The 18,366-nt window shown below is 63.3% G+C and carries 18 protein-coding genes; 7 read left to right on the top strand and 11 right to left on the bottom strand.

The features are described from left to right. Positions 1–1,268: 1,268 nt before the first annotated feature. The 3 genes from K7711_RS19365 (at position 1,269) to K7711_RS19355 (ending at position 3,607) form a co-directional block, all read left to right on the top strand. Complete coding sequence (locus K7711_RS19365) at positions 1,269–2,189, top strand: aminoglycoside phosphotransferase family protein (RefSeq protein ID WP_222970797.1); 921 nt, start codon at positions 1,269–1,271, stop codon at positions 2,187–2,189. Between the two features lie 326 nt (positions 2,190–2,515). Next, positions 2,516–2,671, top strand: coding sequence for a hypothetical protein (locus tag K7711_RS19360; protein WP_222970796.1), 156 nt, complete (start codon positions 2,516–2,518; stop codon positions 2,669–2,671). A gap of 477 nt (positions 2,672–3,148) precedes the next feature. After that, the gene (locus tag K7711_RS19355; RefSeq protein ID WP_222970795.1) at positions 3,149–3,607 is read left to right on the top strand and encodes a hypothetical protein; all 459 of its coding nucleotides are present in this window, start codon (positions 3,149–3,151) and stop codon (positions 3,605–3,607) included. Between the two features lie 170 nt (positions 3,608–3,777). On the opposite strand, the gene K7711_RS19350 is transcribed toward K7711_RS19355, so the two are convergent. Beyond that, on the bottom strand, positions 3,778–4,662 hold the full coding sequence (locus K7711_RS19350) for an isocitrate lyase/PEP mutase family protein (RefSeq protein ID WP_222970794.1): 885 nt from the start codon (positions 4,660–4,662) through the stop codon (positions 3,778–3,780). A gap of 589 nt (positions 4,663–5,251) precedes the next feature. Between K7711_RS19350 and K7711_RS19345 the strand changes: the two genes are divergently transcribed. Both K7711_RS19345 and K7711_RS19340 read left to right on the top strand, forming a co-directional pair. Further along, on the top strand, positions 5,252–5,587 hold the full coding sequence (locus K7711_RS19345) for a histone-like nucleoid-structuring protein Lsr2 (RefSeq protein ID WP_222970793.1): 336 nt from the start codon (positions 5,252–5,254) through the stop codon (positions 5,585–5,587). Positions 5,588–5,892: 305 nt separating this feature from the next. Then, complete coding sequence (locus K7711_RS19340; protein WP_222970792.1) at positions 5,893–6,402, top strand: hypothetical protein; 510 nt, start codon at positions 5,893–5,895, stop codon at positions 6,400–6,402. A 158-nt stretch (positions 6,403–6,560) separates the two neighbouring features. Here the strand turns inward: K7711_RS19340 and K7711_RS19335 are convergent, their stop codons facing one another. The 5 genes from K7711_RS19335 to K7711_RS19315 all read right to left on the bottom strand — a co-directional run bounded on the left by K7711_RS19335 (position 6,561) and on the right by K7711_RS19315 (position 9,731). Further along, positions 6,561–7,436 carry a helix-turn-helix domain-containing protein gene (locus tag K7711_RS19335; RefSeq protein WP_268929335.1) on the bottom strand — a complete coding sequence of 292 codons (876 nt, stop codon included), beginning with the start codon at positions 7,434–7,436 and terminating at the stop codon, positions 6,561–6,563. A gap of 92 nt (positions 7,437–7,528) precedes the next feature. Further along, on the bottom strand, positions 7,529–8,503 hold the full coding sequence (locus tag K7711_RS19330; RefSeq protein ID WP_222970790.1) for a hypothetical protein: 975 nt from the start codon (positions 8,501–8,503) through the stop codon (positions 7,529–7,531). A gap of 67 nt (positions 8,504–8,570) precedes the next feature. Continuing rightward, a complete protein-coding gene (locus K7711_RS19325; protein ID WP_222970789.1) occupies positions 8,571–8,870 on the bottom strand; it encodes a hypothetical protein in 300 nt (99 codons plus the stop codon). 161 nt (positions 8,871–9,031) lie between these two features. After that, positions 9,032–9,313 carry a hypothetical protein gene (locus K7711_RS19320; protein WP_222970788.1) on the bottom strand — a complete coding sequence of 94 codons (282 nt, stop codon included), beginning with the start codon at positions 9,311–9,313 and terminating at the stop codon, positions 9,032–9,034. A gap of 19 nt (positions 9,314–9,332) precedes the next feature. Then, positions 9,333–9,731: a hypothetical protein gene (locus tag K7711_RS19315; RefSeq protein WP_222970787.1), complete on the bottom strand. Its 399-nt coding sequence runs from the start codon at positions 9,729–9,731 to the stop codon at positions 9,333–9,335. A gap of 348 nt (positions 9,732–10,079) precedes the next feature. On the opposite strand from K7711_RS19315, the gene K7711_RS19310 reads away from it, so the two are divergent. Both K7711_RS19310 and K7711_RS19305 read left to right on the top strand, forming a co-directional pair. Further along, positions 10,080–11,003 (top strand): helix-turn-helix domain-containing protein, encoded by a 924-nt coding sequence (locus tag K7711_RS19310; RefSeq protein WP_222970786.1) that lies wholly within the window; start codon positions 10,080–10,082, stop codon positions 11,001–11,003. Next, entirely contained in the window at positions 10,993–11,205 is a 213-nt protein-coding gene (locus K7711_RS19305) for a DUF397 domain-containing protein (protein WP_222970785.1), read from the top strand. Before K7711_RS19310 ends, K7711_RS19305 begins: the two co-directional genes overlap by 11 nt. A 133-nt stretch (positions 11,206–11,338) precedes the next feature. On the opposite strand, the gene cysS is transcribed toward K7711_RS19305, so the two are convergent. The 5 genes from cysS to K7711_RS19280 form a co-directional block, all read right to left on the bottom strand. Beyond that, a complete protein-coding gene (cysS, locus tag K7711_RS19300) occupies positions 11,339–12,727 on the bottom strand; it encodes a cysteine--tRNA ligase (protein WP_222970784.1) in 1,389 nt (462 codons plus the stop codon). 62 nt (positions 12,728–12,789) lie between these two features. Next, complete coding sequence (locus K7711_RS19295) at positions 12,790–14,193, bottom strand: KamA family radical SAM protein (RefSeq protein WP_222970783.1); 1,404 nt, start codon at positions 14,191–14,193, stop codon at positions 12,790–12,792. Positions 14,194–14,249: 56 nt separating this feature from the next. Continuing rightward, positions 14,250–15,734: a DinB family protein gene (locus K7711_RS19290; protein ID WP_222970782.1), complete on the bottom strand. Its 1,485-nt coding sequence runs from the start codon at positions 15,732–15,734 to the stop codon at positions 14,250–14,252. Between the two features lie 163 nt (positions 15,735–15,897). After that, the gene (locus tag K7711_RS19285) at positions 15,898–17,142 is read right to left on the bottom strand and encodes a cytochrome P450 family protein (protein WP_222970781.1); all 1,245 of its coding nucleotides are present in this window, start codon (positions 17,140–17,142) and stop codon (positions 15,898–15,900) included. 44 nt (positions 17,143–17,186) lie between these two features. Continuing rightward, positions 17,187–18,284, bottom strand: a complete 1,098-nt coding sequence (locus K7711_RS19280; protein ID WP_222970780.1) for a methyltransferase — start codon at positions 18,282–18,284, stop codon at positions 17,187–17,189. Positions 18,285–18,366 lie beyond the last annotated feature (82 nt).

Raw genomic sequence — 18,366 nt, 5'->3', positions numbered from 1 at the left:
GGGACCCGCCGGGCCGTCACCGTCCTGCGCCTCGTGGGCACCGCCGTCGATGTCGGTCCCCACGGCGAGCGCGGGGGGCAAGCAGGTTTGGTGGCGGGCCACCGCCCGTTCAACTGCCTCAGCCAGGTTGTTGGGTCGGGCCCGGGGCGCGGTGCCCGGATTGCTCTCGCTGCCGCGACGATGCCGAGCAGCAACCCTGTCGCGCCTGAATAGAGCGTGACGTCGCCGCGGGAAATCCCCCGCACGGCAAGATATCAGCGAGTGGGGCGGGGACCCGGACAACCGGGACGTCCGATCGGGCTGTCCATGAGGAGGCGGCGAGGGAAGATTGCTCGGCGTAACAGCGAGAGGGAACGGCGGCCAGCTTGCGCTGTAACAGGGCGTCTCGCTTTGCACGGGACAGGCCAGCGAGCTCCTAAGGGTCGATGATAACGACCATTCAGCCGCACCTCCTCCGACCATCCCAGCCAATGGGAACATATGTTCGACAGCAGCTAGTGGTACCCGTCAACGGCAACATCCCACGCACCGCCGCAGCCCCAGCAGGCTTGCGAGCCTTGCCGGGGATCCACCATCGACGATGGCGATCTTCCAACTCAGCCGGTTCTCGCCGAGCATTGGGGAGTCGGCGAGCACACTCCCATCCGACAGCGGAAGAAGGGTTTCGCGCTCGACGGCGCCGGGCGACTCAGAACAGTTCGGGCGTGGATCTGCCCGGCCGCCCCGAAGCCAGCCGAGGGCGGCGACCTGATCTGTCCGGATTGGCAACGCCACTATCGAACTTGGATGCGGTCGTGACGGAGTCTCTTGCGGCACAGTCGTTTTCATGTCTGCGCAATTCGGGGCCGCTACGCCCCAGCCGCCCCAGCGCGGTATGCTGCGGATTCCCCGGGACGGGCAAATCGACTGCGGCGCGGTCGGCGCCCGTATACGCTGAAAACCGTTGCGGCGCTGAGTAAATTAAAACGCGAGTATCGGTTGGGGTGTCCAGGACGATGCGACAGGAATGTGTTTGATCGGCCGGGAAGGTATCCTCGCTCTGAAGCGGGGAGCTTAACAAGACAGGGAGGGCCGATATGGAGAGCTCCGGCGCACACAAGCCTGCAAGCCGCGCGCGGTTCGCGCGCAGGGCAATGAGCGTGGCGGGGGTACTGCCTATCCCTGAGTCGTTGGTCGGGGCAATCCTGGCGTTTCGTGGCGAGTACGTAGGTCGCGCTTGGCTCGAGCGCTTGCCCGCGCGTATCGGCCGATATTTGCGACGGTGGCATTTGACCGCACGGACGATCGCCGACGGCGCGGCCACCCCGTGCTGCGTGTATTGCGTCAGCGAGGGCCAGGTACCGGTTGTGCTGAAGATCCCGGCCGATCCCGCGGCCGGTCGCGTCGAGGCTGACCTGCCGCGGTGGTGGACACACACCGGCGCCACACCGATTGTGCTGCATACCGATCCGGACTTCGGGGTGTTCGTCACGACCCAGCCAGGCACCATGCTCGCGGGCACGCCCGCCGCCGCCGACGCCACCGCTTTCTCTCAGCTGCTGACCCAGCTCCATCAACCTTCACCGGATCCGCTACCGCCGTTGGTCGACTTGGCCCACGTCATGGAGATGCGAGTCGGCTGGGCGCGGGAGCTGGCCACCGACCCCCGCTACACCGCGCCCGACCGGCAGCCCGCCGCCATCGCGGCTCTCGACGACACCTGTTCGGTGCTCGAAGTGCTGCTGCGCTCCACACCGGCTCGGCATGTGGTGCATGCGGATCTGCATCCAGGCAACATCCTCGAAGGCGGCGGAACCTGGTGTGCCATCAACCCTTTCGGTGCTATCGGAGACCTCCATTCCGATGCTGCCCTGTGGGCGGTCTGTCAGATCGGCCCCAGCCGTGTCCCGTCGGTTGCGGCACTGATGGACCAGCTCGACATGCACCCTCTTCTGAGCCTGAACAGGCTCCGGGCGTGGGCGTGGGTGACCTCGATCCTCGAACACCGGCCCCACCAGCAGCCACAGCTCGCTGCCAGGATGCGCACCTTCACTGCGGACTACACCCCGCTGCGCCCATCGACGCAGTACAGCCATGAAACTGAAACATGTTTCTGCGCAACGGATATCGCGCTGGACGAGCGTCGACGGATCAGGAACGACCACAAGCCGTCGACGCGACACTTCACCACGTGCCCGGTTCCACGCTGAGCGGCCGGATTAGAGAATGGTGTCGGTGCAATTGCTTGTGGTTGCGTGACAGGCGCACTCGTTGTTTCCGCGCCGCCTTGTTCATCCGGTAGGGTCCGGCCAGCAGGGGAAGTTCTCACGACGGCACGACGTCGACGGCATCTATCCCGCTGCGGCCGTGCTGTCCAAGGCCGACTGGGTGAACTCGCACAAGGACGTGGTGCAGAAGGTTGTCAACGCCCTCGTCGACACGATGCACTACATCCACACCCACAGCGCCGCCGATATCACGGCCCACAAGCCGCCGAAATTCGTCTCCAACACCCTGACCACCACAGGCCGACTACATGAAGACGCTCGACCAGGACAAGGACCAGTTCGTGCCCGACGGCATGATGCCCGACGGCGCCGCGCAGTCGGCTCTGTCCGTCGACCAGCTGGCCGGTCGTCCAGGCGAACAAGACCGTGGCTCCGGCAACTTGAAGCCGAGGCCCCGGCGATGAGGGGCAGCTCCGGGCACAACAGCCACCGTCCTGCCCGGAGCTGTCGACGTCCGCGACAATCAGACCTACTCATCGACCGATTCCACGATCACATTGGCTGCCGCAACGAGATACCGAACATCGACCTCCGGCAGTCCGAATGCGTCATCGTCCGTTCTGACGCCCGCAGATCGCGGTCGCGCTCGGGTTCCTCGCCTTCCTGACCGCCCTTGTCCTGCAACTGCCGGCTCGCCGCTACATCGCATGGACGTACTGGCTCGCGGAGGTCATGGTCGGTGTCTTCGGCACCATGGCCGCCGACGTGATGCACGTCCTCCTCGGTGTACCTACACCGTTTCCACCATCGTCTACGCCGCAGCCATGTCGACGGTGTTCCTCGCCTGGTACCGGATGATCTAACACACGCTGTCCATCCCACAGAGTCGATACCCCCAGCCTGAACTGTTCCGCGGTGCTGCGGTCATAGTCACCTTCGCCATGGGTACTGCTCTGGACGACTTCAGCGCCTACACACTGCATTCGGGTTACGCCGCCTCGGCGGTGGTCTTCGCCGCCGTGATCCTGGCCTCCGCTGCATCAGCTTCGACCAGGTCGGTGACGACCTGGTCGAAGCGCCCAGGGCTATTGCATATCAGCCCTCGCGTGCTGGCGATCGAACCGTTACCTCTCGCCGTTCTGACGAGAACCGCCATCGCGATCGTGATCGTGACTACCGGTGGCTCGGTGGTGGCCGAAGTGGGGCGGGGGGTCGAGGTCGTCATCGGGATCGGAAGAGGCGGGCGGGTGGTCGGTTGCGACAGGCAAATGGGCCGCGACGCCGACACAGGGAGCCGCTGCGGCAACCGCGCCCGAACCGCCTATTGCAGTGGCAGCGAATGCGACACTGACCGTAGTAGCCACAATTCGTTTCATACTGTGCATCAATCATTCCTTTGAGAGTCGAGAGTCATTGCGCGGCAACAAAACTCGTACGTTATCGATGTGATCCTGAGATTTCGCTGTGCCGCGCCGAGAACGATCTCAGTCACAACGACCGCATCGACTGCGGTGTCAGCGACCAGCGCGCGGTGCGGCAGGAGGGCGGGATCGATCGCCGGCCCGCTGCGTCATCTCGCCGGCCAGGTGGCCAGTGCCGGGTCGGCGCTGATGCGCCGGGAGTGATGTCGAAAGATGTTCGCCTCCAGCAGAGCGATCGATGAGGCCACCCCGACGTCGCTGTCACCGACCTCAGCCAAGCGGCCGTCGTCAGCACGCAGCTTCAGCAGCATGTCTGTCATAGCCGCGTGCGCGGCGAACAGGCACGGTGTGGAGTAGATCGCCACATCGACGCCGAGTTGCTCGAGTTCGCTCAACGACAGCCGCGGTGAGAGACCACCGGCGATCTGGTTGAACAGCAAGGGTTTGGACCCGATCACCCCGCGCACCTTCGCGATCCATTCGACACTGCGCACACCGTCGACCAGCAGTACGTCGGCGTCCGTGGCCGCCAACGCCTCGGCACGAAACAGGATCTCGTCCTCGTCGGTAGCGTCGGTGCGCGCGACGACGACCAGATCGGTGCGTGTTTCCAGCACCAGGTTCAGCTTCTCCAGGTACTGCTCGAGTGGCAGGATCTGCTTGCCGGCCACATGACCACAGCGTCGTGGACGCTGCTGGTCCTCGAGGATCACTCCCGACGCGCCGAGCGCCTCCAGTTGCCCGACGACATGGCACGCCACCTCCGGATCGACGTAACCGTCATCGATGTCGACCAGCACATGCTGGTCCGGAAACGCCCCACGCAATCGCTGCACGAACCCGACCATGTCGGGCCAGGCGATGAAGCCGATGTCCGGTAGCCCGTAATGGGACGCGGCGAACCCGAATCCGGAGACGAATAATCCGCCGAAATGCTGCGCCGCGATCGAGGCCGAATACATGTCGAAGATCCCGATCAACGGGGTGACTCCGCCCCGGGCGATCTCCTCACGCAACGCAGTGCCGTACCTCATGTCCTTCCGCCTTCCCGTACACGCGGACACACAACCCGGCAGGCCGGTGCCCATTCTGGTGGCTGACAGTCAAATGGATCACTACAACTTCGGGTCCGTTGCGCACTAAATGCGAACCAAGGACCCGACATGGCCGCCCGCACAACCGGGCAACAGACGCCAGCAACAAGGCTGCTCTTCGACCGCTGAGAGGACACTGAGAGCGCACAACCAGCCGACACAACAGCGGCTGGGGCTGCCCAGGCACTCCGGTGGTGCTCCGCCAAAGGACGTGAACCAGAACGGCTTTCCGCCGAGCATCACCGGTAATCAGGAGTAGCACCCATCGACGTGGTCGAATTCCTCAGCACCACTGGGACTGTCTGAGAGATCCGTACACGCCCTTCGACTCCGCAATGCCCGGCAGGGGTGCCGGTGAGCTGTTGCCGAGACTCCGCGACTGTCTGTAATCCCTTCTGGGATGAGGGCTTACACCCCATCTGCGCCCGTGCACTTTGCTGTCCTCGTCGCGTGCCGGTCGCGCGCATTGCCCGTCCACGTTCTACGCTTGCTGCTCCAGGAATGTGATGAAGACAAGGGGCAGATTCGTATGGCGAAGAAGGTCACCGTCGAATTGATCGACGATTATGACGGTAAGTCCGCGGCGCAGGAGACTGTCGTGTTCGGTATCGATGGTGTCGAGTACGAGATCGATCTGTCGGTGAAGAACGCGGGCAAGCTGCGCAACGCGTTCGAGCGGTGGGCTGAGCCCGCCCGCAAGGTCGGCCGGATCCCCAAGTCCAAGAGCACGGTCAGCAATCGCACTGTGGCGGATAAGGAACAGACCAAAGCGGTTCGGGAGTGGGCCCGCAAGAACGGCTATGACGTTTCCAGTCGCGGGCGGATCCAGGCCAGCATCCTGGAGGCATACAACAAGGCGAGTTAGCCTGGCGCCCGCACCGGCGTCGTGTCAGCGGGTGAGAGGCTGCCCGATTCGCCGGGCAGCCCTCGGAGCGAGCACCGACACGGTCACACGTGCTGCTACTGATCGACTCCGTCGACGGGGTTCTCACCGCCGAAATCGAACTGTCGGGCACGTGACCGGATCCGGTGCTGATGCGTACCGCGACTACAGGTCCGGAAAGCGACTATTCGGTATCAGCAGATTAACACTCACGTATCCGGTTGATCTTGGTCCGTGGAATGCTTGAGCGCATGTCAGCGCTATCCGCGGTCGACCAGGAACAGCCCATGGTGATGGTCGAACTCGAAAACCTTCGCGAGCACAGCATTTCACTCGCGTTCAACCCGCTTGGTGGGCAGAGCCCCGTCGCGATCGGGACCCTGACACGCATCGTGAAAACGTTACGGCCAGGCACATGGATCAGCGCGGAACATCGCATCGACGCGATCACCGATGTCCTGGCCGGAGCCATCGCGCAGTTGCCGGACGAAACGCTTCCTGGCGCCGCCGAGAACTCCCCGATCACCTGGCGCAGTGCGGCGCGGATCCTGTTCCAGGCACCACCACTGCCGTTCGAGGTGTTCGTCGCGGTCAAGAAGACCGACGCCGGCGTATCTGCTCCGTTCTCTGCCAAGGCTGCCCGCTATATCCAACACGCGGCGGGATTGCCCAGCGGCCAGGAGACGATCACAGACCTCACCCGGTTGCTGAACCACGAACTCGCACAGATTCTCTTACGAGAAGAGAAGGCGATGACTACTTCGGTCGGCGAGCCGGGACGCCCCAGGGGTCTCTGATTTGCACCACAGCCCGGACTGCCCGTAAACGGGCTGCCTGCTGTCGCGGATGTCGGGATCATCGCCCTGTGAGCCGTCCCCCGTGAATAAGGCTCGCTCGTTCGGACTGGCTGACTCGGCAATCGAGTCCGGCCGGAGCCCTGGACGGGAACCGGCCTCTACGCCCGAAACTCCTGCGCGATCCCGGCCACGACGGTGCGAGAGGTGTTCTCGGATAAGGCTATTCGGCTCAGTTCATCGGTAGCGGCCTGATAGCGGCAGATTCCGCCCTCCCGTTGCAAGCGCAGGACCCCCGGGACACCGTCGAGGAATACCTCCGGGGGCTCGGGCGGTTCACCAGCCAGCAGTTCCCCGAACTCCAGCAGAACGAAACTGGCGAGGTGAAAACCGATGTGACTGTTCACTTCTCGGCCAATGATGTGGATCGAGACCGTCTGTCGCTCGCTGATCTCCACCAGATGCGACAGCTGAGCGTGCATCACCTCCGGTCCACCTATGACGTGCCGCAGCGCCGATTCGAGGAGGTATATGCGAGCCTGAAAGTTATTGGTGTGGAGTCTTTCCCAGTGCTGCTCGGCCAACTCGACCCGCCGGGCGATATCGGCAGGCGAATCCCGCGGGTACAGGACCCTCTCCAGCGCGCAACGGTAGTCGGCGGTGTGCACCAACCGCGGCACCAGGGTGCTGCCGAATGCCGTTCCCGCTATCGCGTGCTGTTCTAGCACAAGCCGATCCAACTCGTCTGCGGACAGCAGATCGGCGAATGGACTCCACCAGCTCGCCGATCGCCGGGCTTCGCGCACCTGCTGCACCAGCCCGAGCAAGACCTCGCGGCCGTCCCCGGTGACCCCGTACAGGTCGCACAGGGCGTTGATGTGCAGGTTGGACACTCGCGTGTACTGGCCGTCCTCTATACGGCCGATGGACTGCGGAGACAGGAACACCGCTGTTCCTACCGCGCTTTGACTCATACCAGCCGCGATCCTAAGCGACCGCAGGCGACGGCCCAGCGACCGCCGAACAGGATCCAACATCCTCAACCCTCTCATGGTTCATGGTTTTCCACATCTGCGTGCACTCTTGCAACCGAGGTGCCCCGGCGGGCACAGCCGTAACCGATCACCTGTCACACGCTCCCGGCGCTGCGATTTCGAGCGCGCAGACCCGGCACAAGGCGGCGGACCTCACGAAGCGACATCCCGAATGCCCTGACCATCGACGCCGGGACCGTGCCGTCATCGGGAAGCCCAGCCAGAAACAACGCGTCACGCAGGCGGCGAGCGGAGGCGAACTCGGCTGTCGCGGTGATCATTTCCGCGCTCGCCTCCTCTTTCCCCGGCCGTAGCGCGTGCTTGGCCATCTGTAGCGCGATATCGGCGGCCACGACACGGTCCACAACGAGAGCGACCCGCTCCTCAGGCACCTGACACTCGGGCACCGGGCTCGATGCCGAATCGCAGGTAATCCCCTGTTGCCCACGTTGTTTGGCTCGGCACGAGCGCTCATCGCAATGGTGGTGCAGGTCCAGCAGTATCCGGCCCACGGGCTCGGGGACCGGACCGGGGTCGATACGGCAGTACTCGTACGGCACCTCAACCACCGCAGCGGCCGCCACCAGCGCATTGACCCGGTCGGCGGAAGAGTTGTACGCGCCCTCGACGCACTGCCGCGGCGGGCACGGCTCGATCCCGAACTCGTCGAACGCCTCGCACACCCGCGCATGCATCCTGCACTGCAGCGGGTCGCACCCACGCGTCAGATCAGCCCACGCAACCGCGATCGCCACCGAGACTATCGGGCCCGGATCCTCATCACAATCGTGCCAGGCAAATCCCCCAACACCACCACCGAACACCGCAAACCCCTTCCCGCGCACACCACTCCTCCCATCCCCGTCAGCGACCGCGCCCGGTTCCTCCCGCAACCGGGCCATGGCCGCACGCAGAACCGGGCATTCGTCGAGCGGGTGCTCGGCATGGAACTCGGCCAACTCCTGCGCGCGGACAAATGTCAACGAGTCGTGAAACTCCACCCCACACAGGTCCTCAGCGAGGCGACTGTCAGCGGTGACGAACATGTGCGGATACGCTCGATCAGCCACGATGATCACCACCCCGACAACTCGGATGTTCTCGATCGACACAGGACACGTTCGGTCCTCCGTTCCTTCAGATTCGGCCGCCAGCTTTATCGCTGCGGCACAAGAGATTTCGACGCAGATTCAGACCCTGGCCGGTGAGCCAGTACACCGGCTCACGACGCGTCCCCGCAGTGTGCGATGCGCTCGAAGCCACGTACCCGCCCTCGAGCAGCCAGCGCAGCGCGGAGATGGTCGGCCCAAGGGGGAAGCTGCCCGCCAGACTGCGGGCCGAGATCGGCTTCCCGATCAACCCCAACACCCGAGCAGTCCGGGGCAGGCTGCGCGAGAACTCCGCGTGATCACCGGCAGGACTAGACACCCGGTCCATCCCGCCGATCCACTAGATCGTCCCGCGTGAATTCTGTTGACCTGGAGACACTTCCGCCCCGAACTTGCCGCGGATAGCACTCCCGGTCGAGCGTGGCCTCTCATGGGCCGCACACGCGCCGCCCATGGTCGCGATCGGCCACGGCGCACTGTCTCTCCTGGTCAATCCCACCGCCGCCCCTCCCCACGGTTACTCACCGAGACGTGTGGAGCCGGTGACAGCCACACCCAGAATTCAGCCCGTACCTTGTCCCACAACGGACCCAGCGCCGGAAAACGCTCCCGCGCGGCCACCAGATCAGTGCCCGGCGCGAACATCACATCCTGCTCCGTACCACCAGAGATGTTGTGCACCTTCATGATTTCGATTTTCCTGTCATCCAAATGAGCGGGCCGCCACGTCGCCTCGACGCCGTCGACCTCGGTGTGATGCTCCTCGTCCATGACTGTCGCCTCCACCGCGCTACACGGTCTCGGCTACACACGGCACCGACCGCGCATCCTCAGTGCCCGAACAACTCTCGTGCACCCGCGCCCACGTCTCGGGCGGCACGACAGTCTCGAGATCGAACATCTCGCACACCCGCGCGGGCGACTGATCCACCGCACCCAGGTCGTAGACCACGACCACATCCGCACCCAGCCCAGCCGCGATCCCCAGGGCGTACCCGACCGGGTCAGCGTGATCCTGCGGCGGCCTGACCATGTAGACAAGCTCGTACCCCAACCTGACCGCACGCCGACGCACCTCGTCCGCATGCCACGGCGCATCCAACCTCGACACCTCAGGACGCACCACACCGACCGCCTTGGACCGATCTCCCCTTCCCGCTGTATCTCGTTGCACTACTTGTTCGTTCATCGTTTCGATGCCTTCGGTCGGATGAATGCCCGGCCCGCACCGGTGAGGGACCAGCGCCGGTCGAAGCTTCGGATTGTGATCAAGCCGCACGGCCATACAGGGCTTGCAGAGTGCATCCCACCTCCCAGTGCACGAGCCGGACCGAATAGCCCATATCGAGATCGGATGGCGCTGCGCTCACGCCAAGCATTGTTACGCGAAAACCGCAGGTAGGGACATGCAAGAGGGGCGCCCCGCGGAAAGTCTTACGAATTGCCACGATCGGTTCGTGGTTGCCAACTACGCTTGGTCGGAATCCGACCACGCTGGACGGCGGAATCCGACCGGCAACCAACGCAAGGGGTTTCGATGGCCATTGCCGCTGCGGCCGAAAACGATGAACCGGAGGAGTTGGGTTCGAGTCTGCCGCGCCGCGAGCTGGGGCGGCTGCTACGCGAGGCACGCGACGCCGCCGGGCTGACACTCCAGCAGGCGGCAGACCTCATGGAGTGGGGCAAGACCACGCTCCAGAACCACGAGACAGCCAAAACCGCCAAAATTCGAGAGCGCGAGATACGTGAGCTATGTGAGCTGTACGGCGTCGACGATCCCGACCGGATCGAAGGCATGCTCCAACTCGCACGGGAGACCGCTGGGCAATCGTGGTGGCGCAGCTTTGATGATGTGATGAAAGCGAAGTTCGATACCTACATAGGACTGGAGGCGGGCGCAAGCGTTCTGGACATCTTCCAACCACTCGTTCTCCCAGGTCTTCTCCAAACTCCGGAGTACACAAAAGCTTTGGATCGTCTCGCGTTCCCGAAGGACAGCAAAGACGCACTCGACAGGCGTGCGGCTCTACGCATGCACCGCCAACATCTCATCACTCGTACCCGGAAGCCCGCGCGCATCAGCGTCATCCTCACCCAGGCCGTGCTTCAGGGCATGGTCGGTGGTCCCGGTGTCATGGGGCCTGCACTGCGGCACGTCGCCGACCTGAGTACGCGGGATAATGTGGAGATGCGAGTTTTGCCGTCGCGCTCTGGCTTGCCCACGGGCTACGCGGTGTCGCAGTTCATCATCATGGGATTTCCCAAGGTGCGCGGCCGTAGGCAGACCGAACCTGCCATGGTGTATGCCGAGAGCTTCGCCGGGGACGTCTACCTTCAGGGGCGCGAGGATGTTGCCCGGTTTCGGAGTGTGTTCCGTAGCCTGCAAAGTGCGGCGCTGGATGTTCGCCGGAGCCGAGACATGATCAGAGAGATAGCAAGGGAGTATGACAGTGAGCGCTGACCTCACGGGGGCGCAGTGGTTCAAGTCGAGCCGTAGCAACGGGGGCGGTGAATGCGTCGAGGTGGCGTGGCTCGACAACGGACAGGTGGGAGTCCGGGATTCCAAGAACCCCACCGGCCCGGCCCTGGTGTTCATGCCGGGTGAATGGGATGCATTCACCGCTGGTCTGCACGATGGCGAGTTCAAACGTCCGGTGTCGTAGCTTCTTCAGGCTGCGCACTACACCACAGTCAAGCGGTCTCACTCCGAACTGGTGTCGGAGGCGGGACCGCTTTCTTCTCATTGCTGGTATTCCAGGCTCAGTGCGCGACAGGCCCGGCGTCGGTGAACTCTATTCACTGCTGGTGAAGGGTCCATGTCGGACCTTCGGGAGTGTCGGTGACGTTGATGTTGGCGGCAGCCAGGCGATCGCGCGCCATGTCGGCGGCGGGCCAGTCTTTGGCGGCGCGCGCTGAGGCTCGTTGTTCGAGTTGTGCGGCCACCAGGACGTTGAGCGCTTGATGAGTGGCTGTGGTGTCTGCGGGCTGGGCCCAGTGTGGGTTCAGCGGATCCAGGCCGAGGATGTCGAGCATTCCGCGCACCTGGGTGGCGATGTCGGCGGCTGCGCCTGTGTCGTTTCCGGCGAGTGCCTTGTTGCCTTCGGTTACTAGCTTGTGGATCTCGGCGAGCGCTTTGGGCACGGCGAGATCGTCGTTCAAGGCGGAGGCGAACGCATCGGTCCACTTGCCAAGCGGCACGTCACCCGCGGCATCGTTGACCTTGCGGACGAAGCTTTCCAGCCGCCGGTAGGCAGCGGCGGCATCGTCGAGTGCCTGCTCGGAGTACTCCAGCATCGACCGATAGTGTGCACTACCCAGGTAGTAGCGAAGTTCCACGGCCCGAACCTGTTTGAGCACATTCGGCACAGAAAGCACGTTGCCCAGCGACTTGGACATCTTCTCCCCACCCAGACTCACCCATCCGTTGTGCAGCCAGTACCGGGCGAAGCCGTCACCGGCGGCGCGAGATTGGGCGAGTTCGTTCTCGTGGTGCGGGAACACCAGATCGATACCGCCGCAGTGGATATCGAACTCGGCACCGAGATAACTGGTAGCCATCGCCGAGCATTCCACATGCCATCCCGGACGGCCGGGTCCCCACGGCGAGGGCCACTCGGGCTCTCCGGGCTTGCGCGCCTTCCAGAGGGTGAAATCCAGCGGGTCACGTTTGCCTACACCGAGGCTTTCCCCCTGCTGTTGGTCTTCGGGGTTGAGGCGTGCCAGCGCCCCGTAGTCGGGGAAACTGTGCACGTCGAAGTACACGTCGCCTTGTCCGGCGTAGGCGTGGCCGGTATCGATGAGCCGCTGAGTCAATTGGATGATCTGAGTGATGTGCCCGGTTGCTCGGGGCTGCGCTGACGGTGGCAGTACGCCGAGTGTGTCGTAGGCGTGGTCGAAGGCGCGTTCATAGGTGGCTGCCCATTCCCACCAGGGGCGGCCGGCCTCGGCGGCCTTGTCCAGGATCTTGTCGTTGATATCGGTGACATTGCGTACGAAGGTCACCTCATGGTTGTTGGCTCGTAGCCAGCGGCGCAGCACGTCGAACGCGACACCGCTGCGCACGTGTCCGATATGCGGCTCGCTTTGCACGGTAGCGCCACACAGGTAGATCGTCGCCTGTCCGGGGATCAGGGGAGTGAATTCCCGCAGGCTTCGCGTGGCGGTGTCGAACAGGTGCAGCGTCACGGGCGACGATGCTACCGCTCGCCGCTCGGGTTCGGGGCTTGCCATCCTGGGGTCCGCCGCCATCACGAAGCGAGTTGTTGTCGTGGCGTGGCACTTTGGCGGTCGTGCTCACGGTTGGCCCACCATTGCCGTCCCTCCGGCGGAAGAGTGTGGATGGGGTCGTAGTAGGCGTGCAACCGGCTCAATGCGTCGTGGTCGGCGGCCTCTGCCGCAGTGCGGTAGTTCTTGGACCAGTAGGAGATTCCGCGTATCCGGTCGTACTCGGCCGGTTGGTGCACCCATCGCTTGCCGACCATGGGCACATCGCAGACGACCCGTGGGGTGGCGAAACCCGGGAGGTACCCCATGATGTCCAGTTGCAGGGTTTGGGCCTCGGCTACCGAGACCCGCCAGTGCTCACTGAAGGGGACCATGTCGCACAGGTAGACGTAGTACGGCATCACCGCGGCCTCGTCGAGTAAGGCGAAGCACAGGTCGAGCTGCGCGCTCGGGCTGTCGTTCACCGACCGCAACAGGACTGCCTGGTTGCGGATGTGCCGGAGCCCGGCCTCCAGCAGGCGCCCGGCGGCAGCGCAGACACTCGGGGTCACTTGCTGAGCCACGTTGGCGTGGGTGTGCAGGGACAACTGGATTCCGCGACTATGGGCCGTGCCCGCTAGTCGTGCGATACCGGCGACCACGTGATCAGCGGCCCAGTGTTGAGGCAAGCCGATCAGCGCCTTGCTCGCCAGGCGTATGTCGCGAATGGAATCGATGTCCAGCAAGGCGTCGACGAAGGCTTCGAGCCGTTGCCATGGCATGTTGGCCAGGTCTCCACCGGAGACCACGACATCCCGCACGGTCGGTGTCGCCCGTAGGTAGGCGAGCATCGCATCCAGGCGTGCCTGCGGGCGAAGGGTGAATCCGTTCTTGCCGATCTGCGGAGTGGAGTTGCCTACCAGGTCCATTCGGGTGCAGTGCCCGCAGTACTGCGGGCAGGTGGAGACCACCTCCGCCAGGACTTTGGTGGGATAACGGTGAGTCAAGCCCTCGGTGGCCCACATGTCACGCTCGTGCAGTGAGTCTCTCTGGGCATAGGGATGGGAGGGGAACTCGGTGCAACGGTCGGAAAAGACCGGAAGCATGTAGCGGCGGACCGGGTCGCGATAGAAGGCGTCCGTGAGGCTTGCCGGTCCGCGGACCGGGGCCTCGGCGGACATCGTATTGATCATGTGGGGTGGGATCAGCATGGACATGGTCGCGCGTTCGCGTTGGTCGCGCTCGAGATCTGCGAAGAAGGCATCGCTCAGCAGCGTGTCGGTGACATCGCGGAGTTGCCGGATGTTCTTGACGCAATGGGCTCGCTGCCACTGCGGCGAATTCCATTCCCGCTCAGTCGTTGTCCGCCAGCCTGGGAACCGCCGATGGTCGGGTTCGTGCGTGCTCTGCCGCCGGTAGGAGTAGGGCTGTTGCAGATCGGGAGACATGTGTCGTCCTCGGATTGGTTTGGCAGGTGATTGGCTCGCTGGCCGAGGAGGGTCAGCTATCCGATGCTCGGTTTGGTATCGGTGATCTGGCTGAGCAGTTGCGTGGCTTCGCCTGCTCGTTCATTGATCGTGCTGGTCAGGGACTCGACCTGGTCGGCGAGGAATCCATCGGCTCCGATCAGTGCGGCTTCGGCGGTTCCCAATCCGCTGAACAGGCGTGCTGCGAAGCGATGGTTGGATGTATGCCGATGACCGGATGCGTCGAGGATCTTGTCGATCGAGACGGCGTGGTCGCGGGGATGCCAGATATAACGCTCGAGCCGGAACCGCAGCTCGACAGGCCCGAGTTCCCACCATGCAGAACGGATTCCGAGCTCGTTGTCGGTGATGTCCGAGAAGTCCCGCGTGTTGCGCAGATGCAGACGCTCATACAGCGCCAACAGCTCGTGCAGGCTTTCGTGGCTGCCCGGCGGCTCACCGTGCTGAGCAACAGTGTCCGCGGCCGGGACAACCTGCGGCGCAAGCCCTTTGCGACCTCGATCCAGCGCATGCAGGATCTGCGGACGATAGGCCCACCATTCAGCCATGACCATGTGCGCCAGATTTTCTCGGATGGATCGCTCGGAACGCAGCGGCGTCCTATCCAGCAGTGCGTCGGGGACACCGACGAACAGCGACTGGAATTCGCGGTAGGCGAAACGGTGCTGGCCCAGCAGGCGGTGTGTGTCGTTGAATTGCGGCCCGTGCTGCGCGCGTTCGCGTTCGGCAGTGACGGCGAAATCGCAAAGTTCTTGGTATGCCTGTAGGACGACTTCACGAAGGCAGTCCGAATACCACTGCCAGTCACCGGCTCCGGGCTTGCCGATCCAGTCCTGCATCAGAACGCTGTCGGGCAATACGGCGACCGTCTGGGCGAAACGTTCGACTGCGGCAGCGAGCGGAGAGGTGGTCACCTGGTGATGACGATCCCAAGTGGACTCGATGACACCGCTACTCCGGGCGACCTTACGCCAGCGAGCAGCCTCCTCAACCGTGACGCGATCACCGGGGTGGCGAGCGAGCGCTTCATCGAAGAGACCAATCGCTTTGCCGTACTTCTTGCTGCGTAGCGCTGCCTTGCCGCGGGCGACGAGGAACTGGGCTTTGAACACGTCCGGTGTCAGATGCCCTGGCGTGTCATGGAAGACCGTCTGATAGCCGACAGACAGACGAGTACGGCGCGGTGCCCCATTCCATTCGTGGTACCGCGTCTGGTCGGGTGCGAGCAATTGGATTGTCGGCGACCAGATGTATATGTGGTTATTGATGATATCGGTACTCGCCCGGTCCGGAGCCGTGGTGCCGACCCGGACCGGGAACGTGTGTTCCATGACGTCACGAACGATATCGGGATCCGAGTAGATCCGTCGATCATGATTGACACAACCGGAGCAGTCAGGCGAGTGCAGATCCAGCAGAACGGGTTTATCCTCGACCTCCGATCGTTTCAGTAGCGCGTGAAAGTCGTGTTGGTTTGCCCACTGAATCTTCAACTTTCTCATCTCCATCAACAGGGTCTTGCGGATCTTTACTGGCGGAGTCAGTGAAACGGAGGTAGATCATCGACCTCGATAGGTCGAGCTACCCGATCGTGATCGAGGCGACCGGTCCAGAGCCTGCGCTGTCGAGGGTCGTGCGGTGGTCTCAGGTCCCAGGCCGTGTCGATCATGTCGTCGTCTTATGCAGGGCCGGGAGGATGGGAGGTGGTGGCATTCGGGCAGGCATCGTGTACGGGTCGAAGGTGACGATCAGCCCTTCCAGTGCCCGCTGGAACGCCCCAGAACGCCACTTCAGCTCACCATCCAGCCGCATGTCCGGAAGAGCATCGATGAGCTGCTCGACCGCGCCCTGCGCGATCAGATACGCGGGCGACGTCGCGGGGCAGCCGTGCGGGCCCGCTCCCCAGGCCAGGTGCGAACGGTTCCCGAAACGATCGCCCGCGATGTGCGGATCGTTGTTGGCTGCGGTGATGCCGATCAGGACCGGCTCGTGCGGCGGCAGCCACACCTCGTCGAACAGCACAGGTGTCGTCGGATAGCGGACACAGAAGACCCGCATCGACGGGTCGTAGAACAGCTCCTCGTCCAGGCCATCGCGCAGAAGCATGCTTCCGCCCAGCAGACCACCACCGAACCGGTCATCGGAAATGATGTGACAGGCCGTATTGGTGATGAGATTCACCAACGGCTGAATACCCGCGCCGTAGCAGGACATACACGCGCCGACGAGCTCTGGATCGTCCAGGTCGTTGGGGTGACGGATTATGTGCGAGACGATGTCGTTGCCGAGGTGATGGCGTTTCGCTGCGGCGAACTGTTCGAACGCGGCTTTGGCCCGGTTCGCGCCTGCCACAGATTCCTCGCCGATCGCGTTGAACCGCAACATCATTCCTGCGGCGATCTCCCCGGCGAAATCGTCAGGACAGCCCATCAGGCGGTTCAGGACATCGAATACGAGGGGAAACGCGTAGTCATAGAGGAGATCAGCGCTGCCCTTCTCGCTGAACGACTCGATCAGCGATAGGGCGACGTCTTCGACCTCGTCATGAAGACGATTGGGATCGATGCTGTCGATCGCAGCCTTGATCGGTTGACGAACCCTCGTATGCTCCGGGCCGTCACAAAACCGAGTCGACGGATAGTACCCGAGCATGGCCAGGATCGGCTCGGACGGCGACAGCTTCGCCTGCCACTCGCGAGGATCCGCGGGGAAGTGCGCGGGATCGTGCAGAATTCGCAGCGCCGCTCGATACCGGACAGCCATCGTGGCGTAGATGCCCGGGGCGAGTTCTACCGGTACCAGCGAACTCCCGGTTCTGTACATTTCCTCGTAGTAACGGTACGGATCGGCTGCGAATTCTTCGGTGTACAGCTTTATCGCGGAGACATCACCGAAGGTGAATGCCGTCATGAATTCTCCAAAACCGACAAGAAAAGAACATGATCAGAGGACTCTTAAAACGCTTCTGCTTCGATGATCGACAAAGCACCCAGCGAAGGAGGAGTGATACCAACAATCCGCAAACCTGCCGCGTCGAGAAGGCGTTCGAACTCCTGCCGAGTGCGTTCACGGCCGGTCACGATGGACATCATGACGATATCCAGAACCTTGGACTGATCGGGCTCGTTGCCGGGCGGGACGATCATATCGTGGATGATGACTCGTCCACCGCGAGCCATTCCACGCCGACAATTCCGTAGAATCGTCAGGCACTGCTCGTCGGACCAGTTATGCAGGACGTACTGGATCACATACACATCGCCCCCGGCAGGAACGGAGTCGAAGAAGCTGCCGCCGACCACCTGCCAGCGGCTCGCGTCCTCGATTGCTCCCATGCGGTGATTCCTGATGACATGGGGCAGATCGCACAGAACCCCCTGGAGCCGCCGGTGCCGTTGCAGAATCAGCACCAGCAGCTCCCCCTGACCTCCGCCCACATCCACCACGGTGCCTGTCTCGGGCAGCCGGCAGTCTCGGACGAAGTTCTCGCTCTCGATCATCGAGTACTGCCCCATTCCGGAATGAAATTCCGTCCCCTCCGGGGTGTGAGAACCGAAGTATTCGAACAACGACTGACCGAACACATGAGCCACTGCGGGCTCGCCTGTCAGCACCGAGTGCAGTAGCTCGCCACCCGCGCGATAGATGGCCGGTGTCGTAGCCGCCATAATTCCCTCGCGCACCGACCGCCTCGAATCGGACCGCAGCGATGCCCCCCGCTCCATCAGCACGAAAACCCCGGCCGCCGTCTCGCAGAAAATCCCCCGGGTGGACAGCAACCGCAACACGCGATACAGAGCCTGTTCGTCGGCGCTCACACACTTGGCCAGATGCCCGACGTGCACGGGCCCATCCGCCAGCAGATCAGCCACCCCCAACTGAGCCACCACACGCAGACAGCACGCATAGATGTAACTGTTCGCCTCGGCGGTAAGAAACCTCGCCGACTGCCGATCCTTCAACATCTCCTCAGCCAGCGATTCCCGCAGGCCCGGCGTAGGCGTCGAATTATGTAGCGCCCCTTGCGAACGCCGCCCCGAGAAGATACTCATGTCAATTGTTCCTCTCCGGGAGATCTTTCGTGCAGCGGGAGAATCGCAGGGAAACACGCTGCACGTGCGGAAGGAACAGGAA

The organism is Nocardia coffeae, assembly GCF_019890715.1.
In the GTDB taxonomy this organism is placed as follows: Bacteria; Actinomycetota; Actinomycetes; order Mycobacteriales; family Mycobacteriaceae; genus Nocardia; species Nocardia jiangxiensis.
The sequence above is the reverse complement of the archived record's forward strand: the minus strand, read 5'-3'. Positions and strand labels throughout refer to the sequence as shown.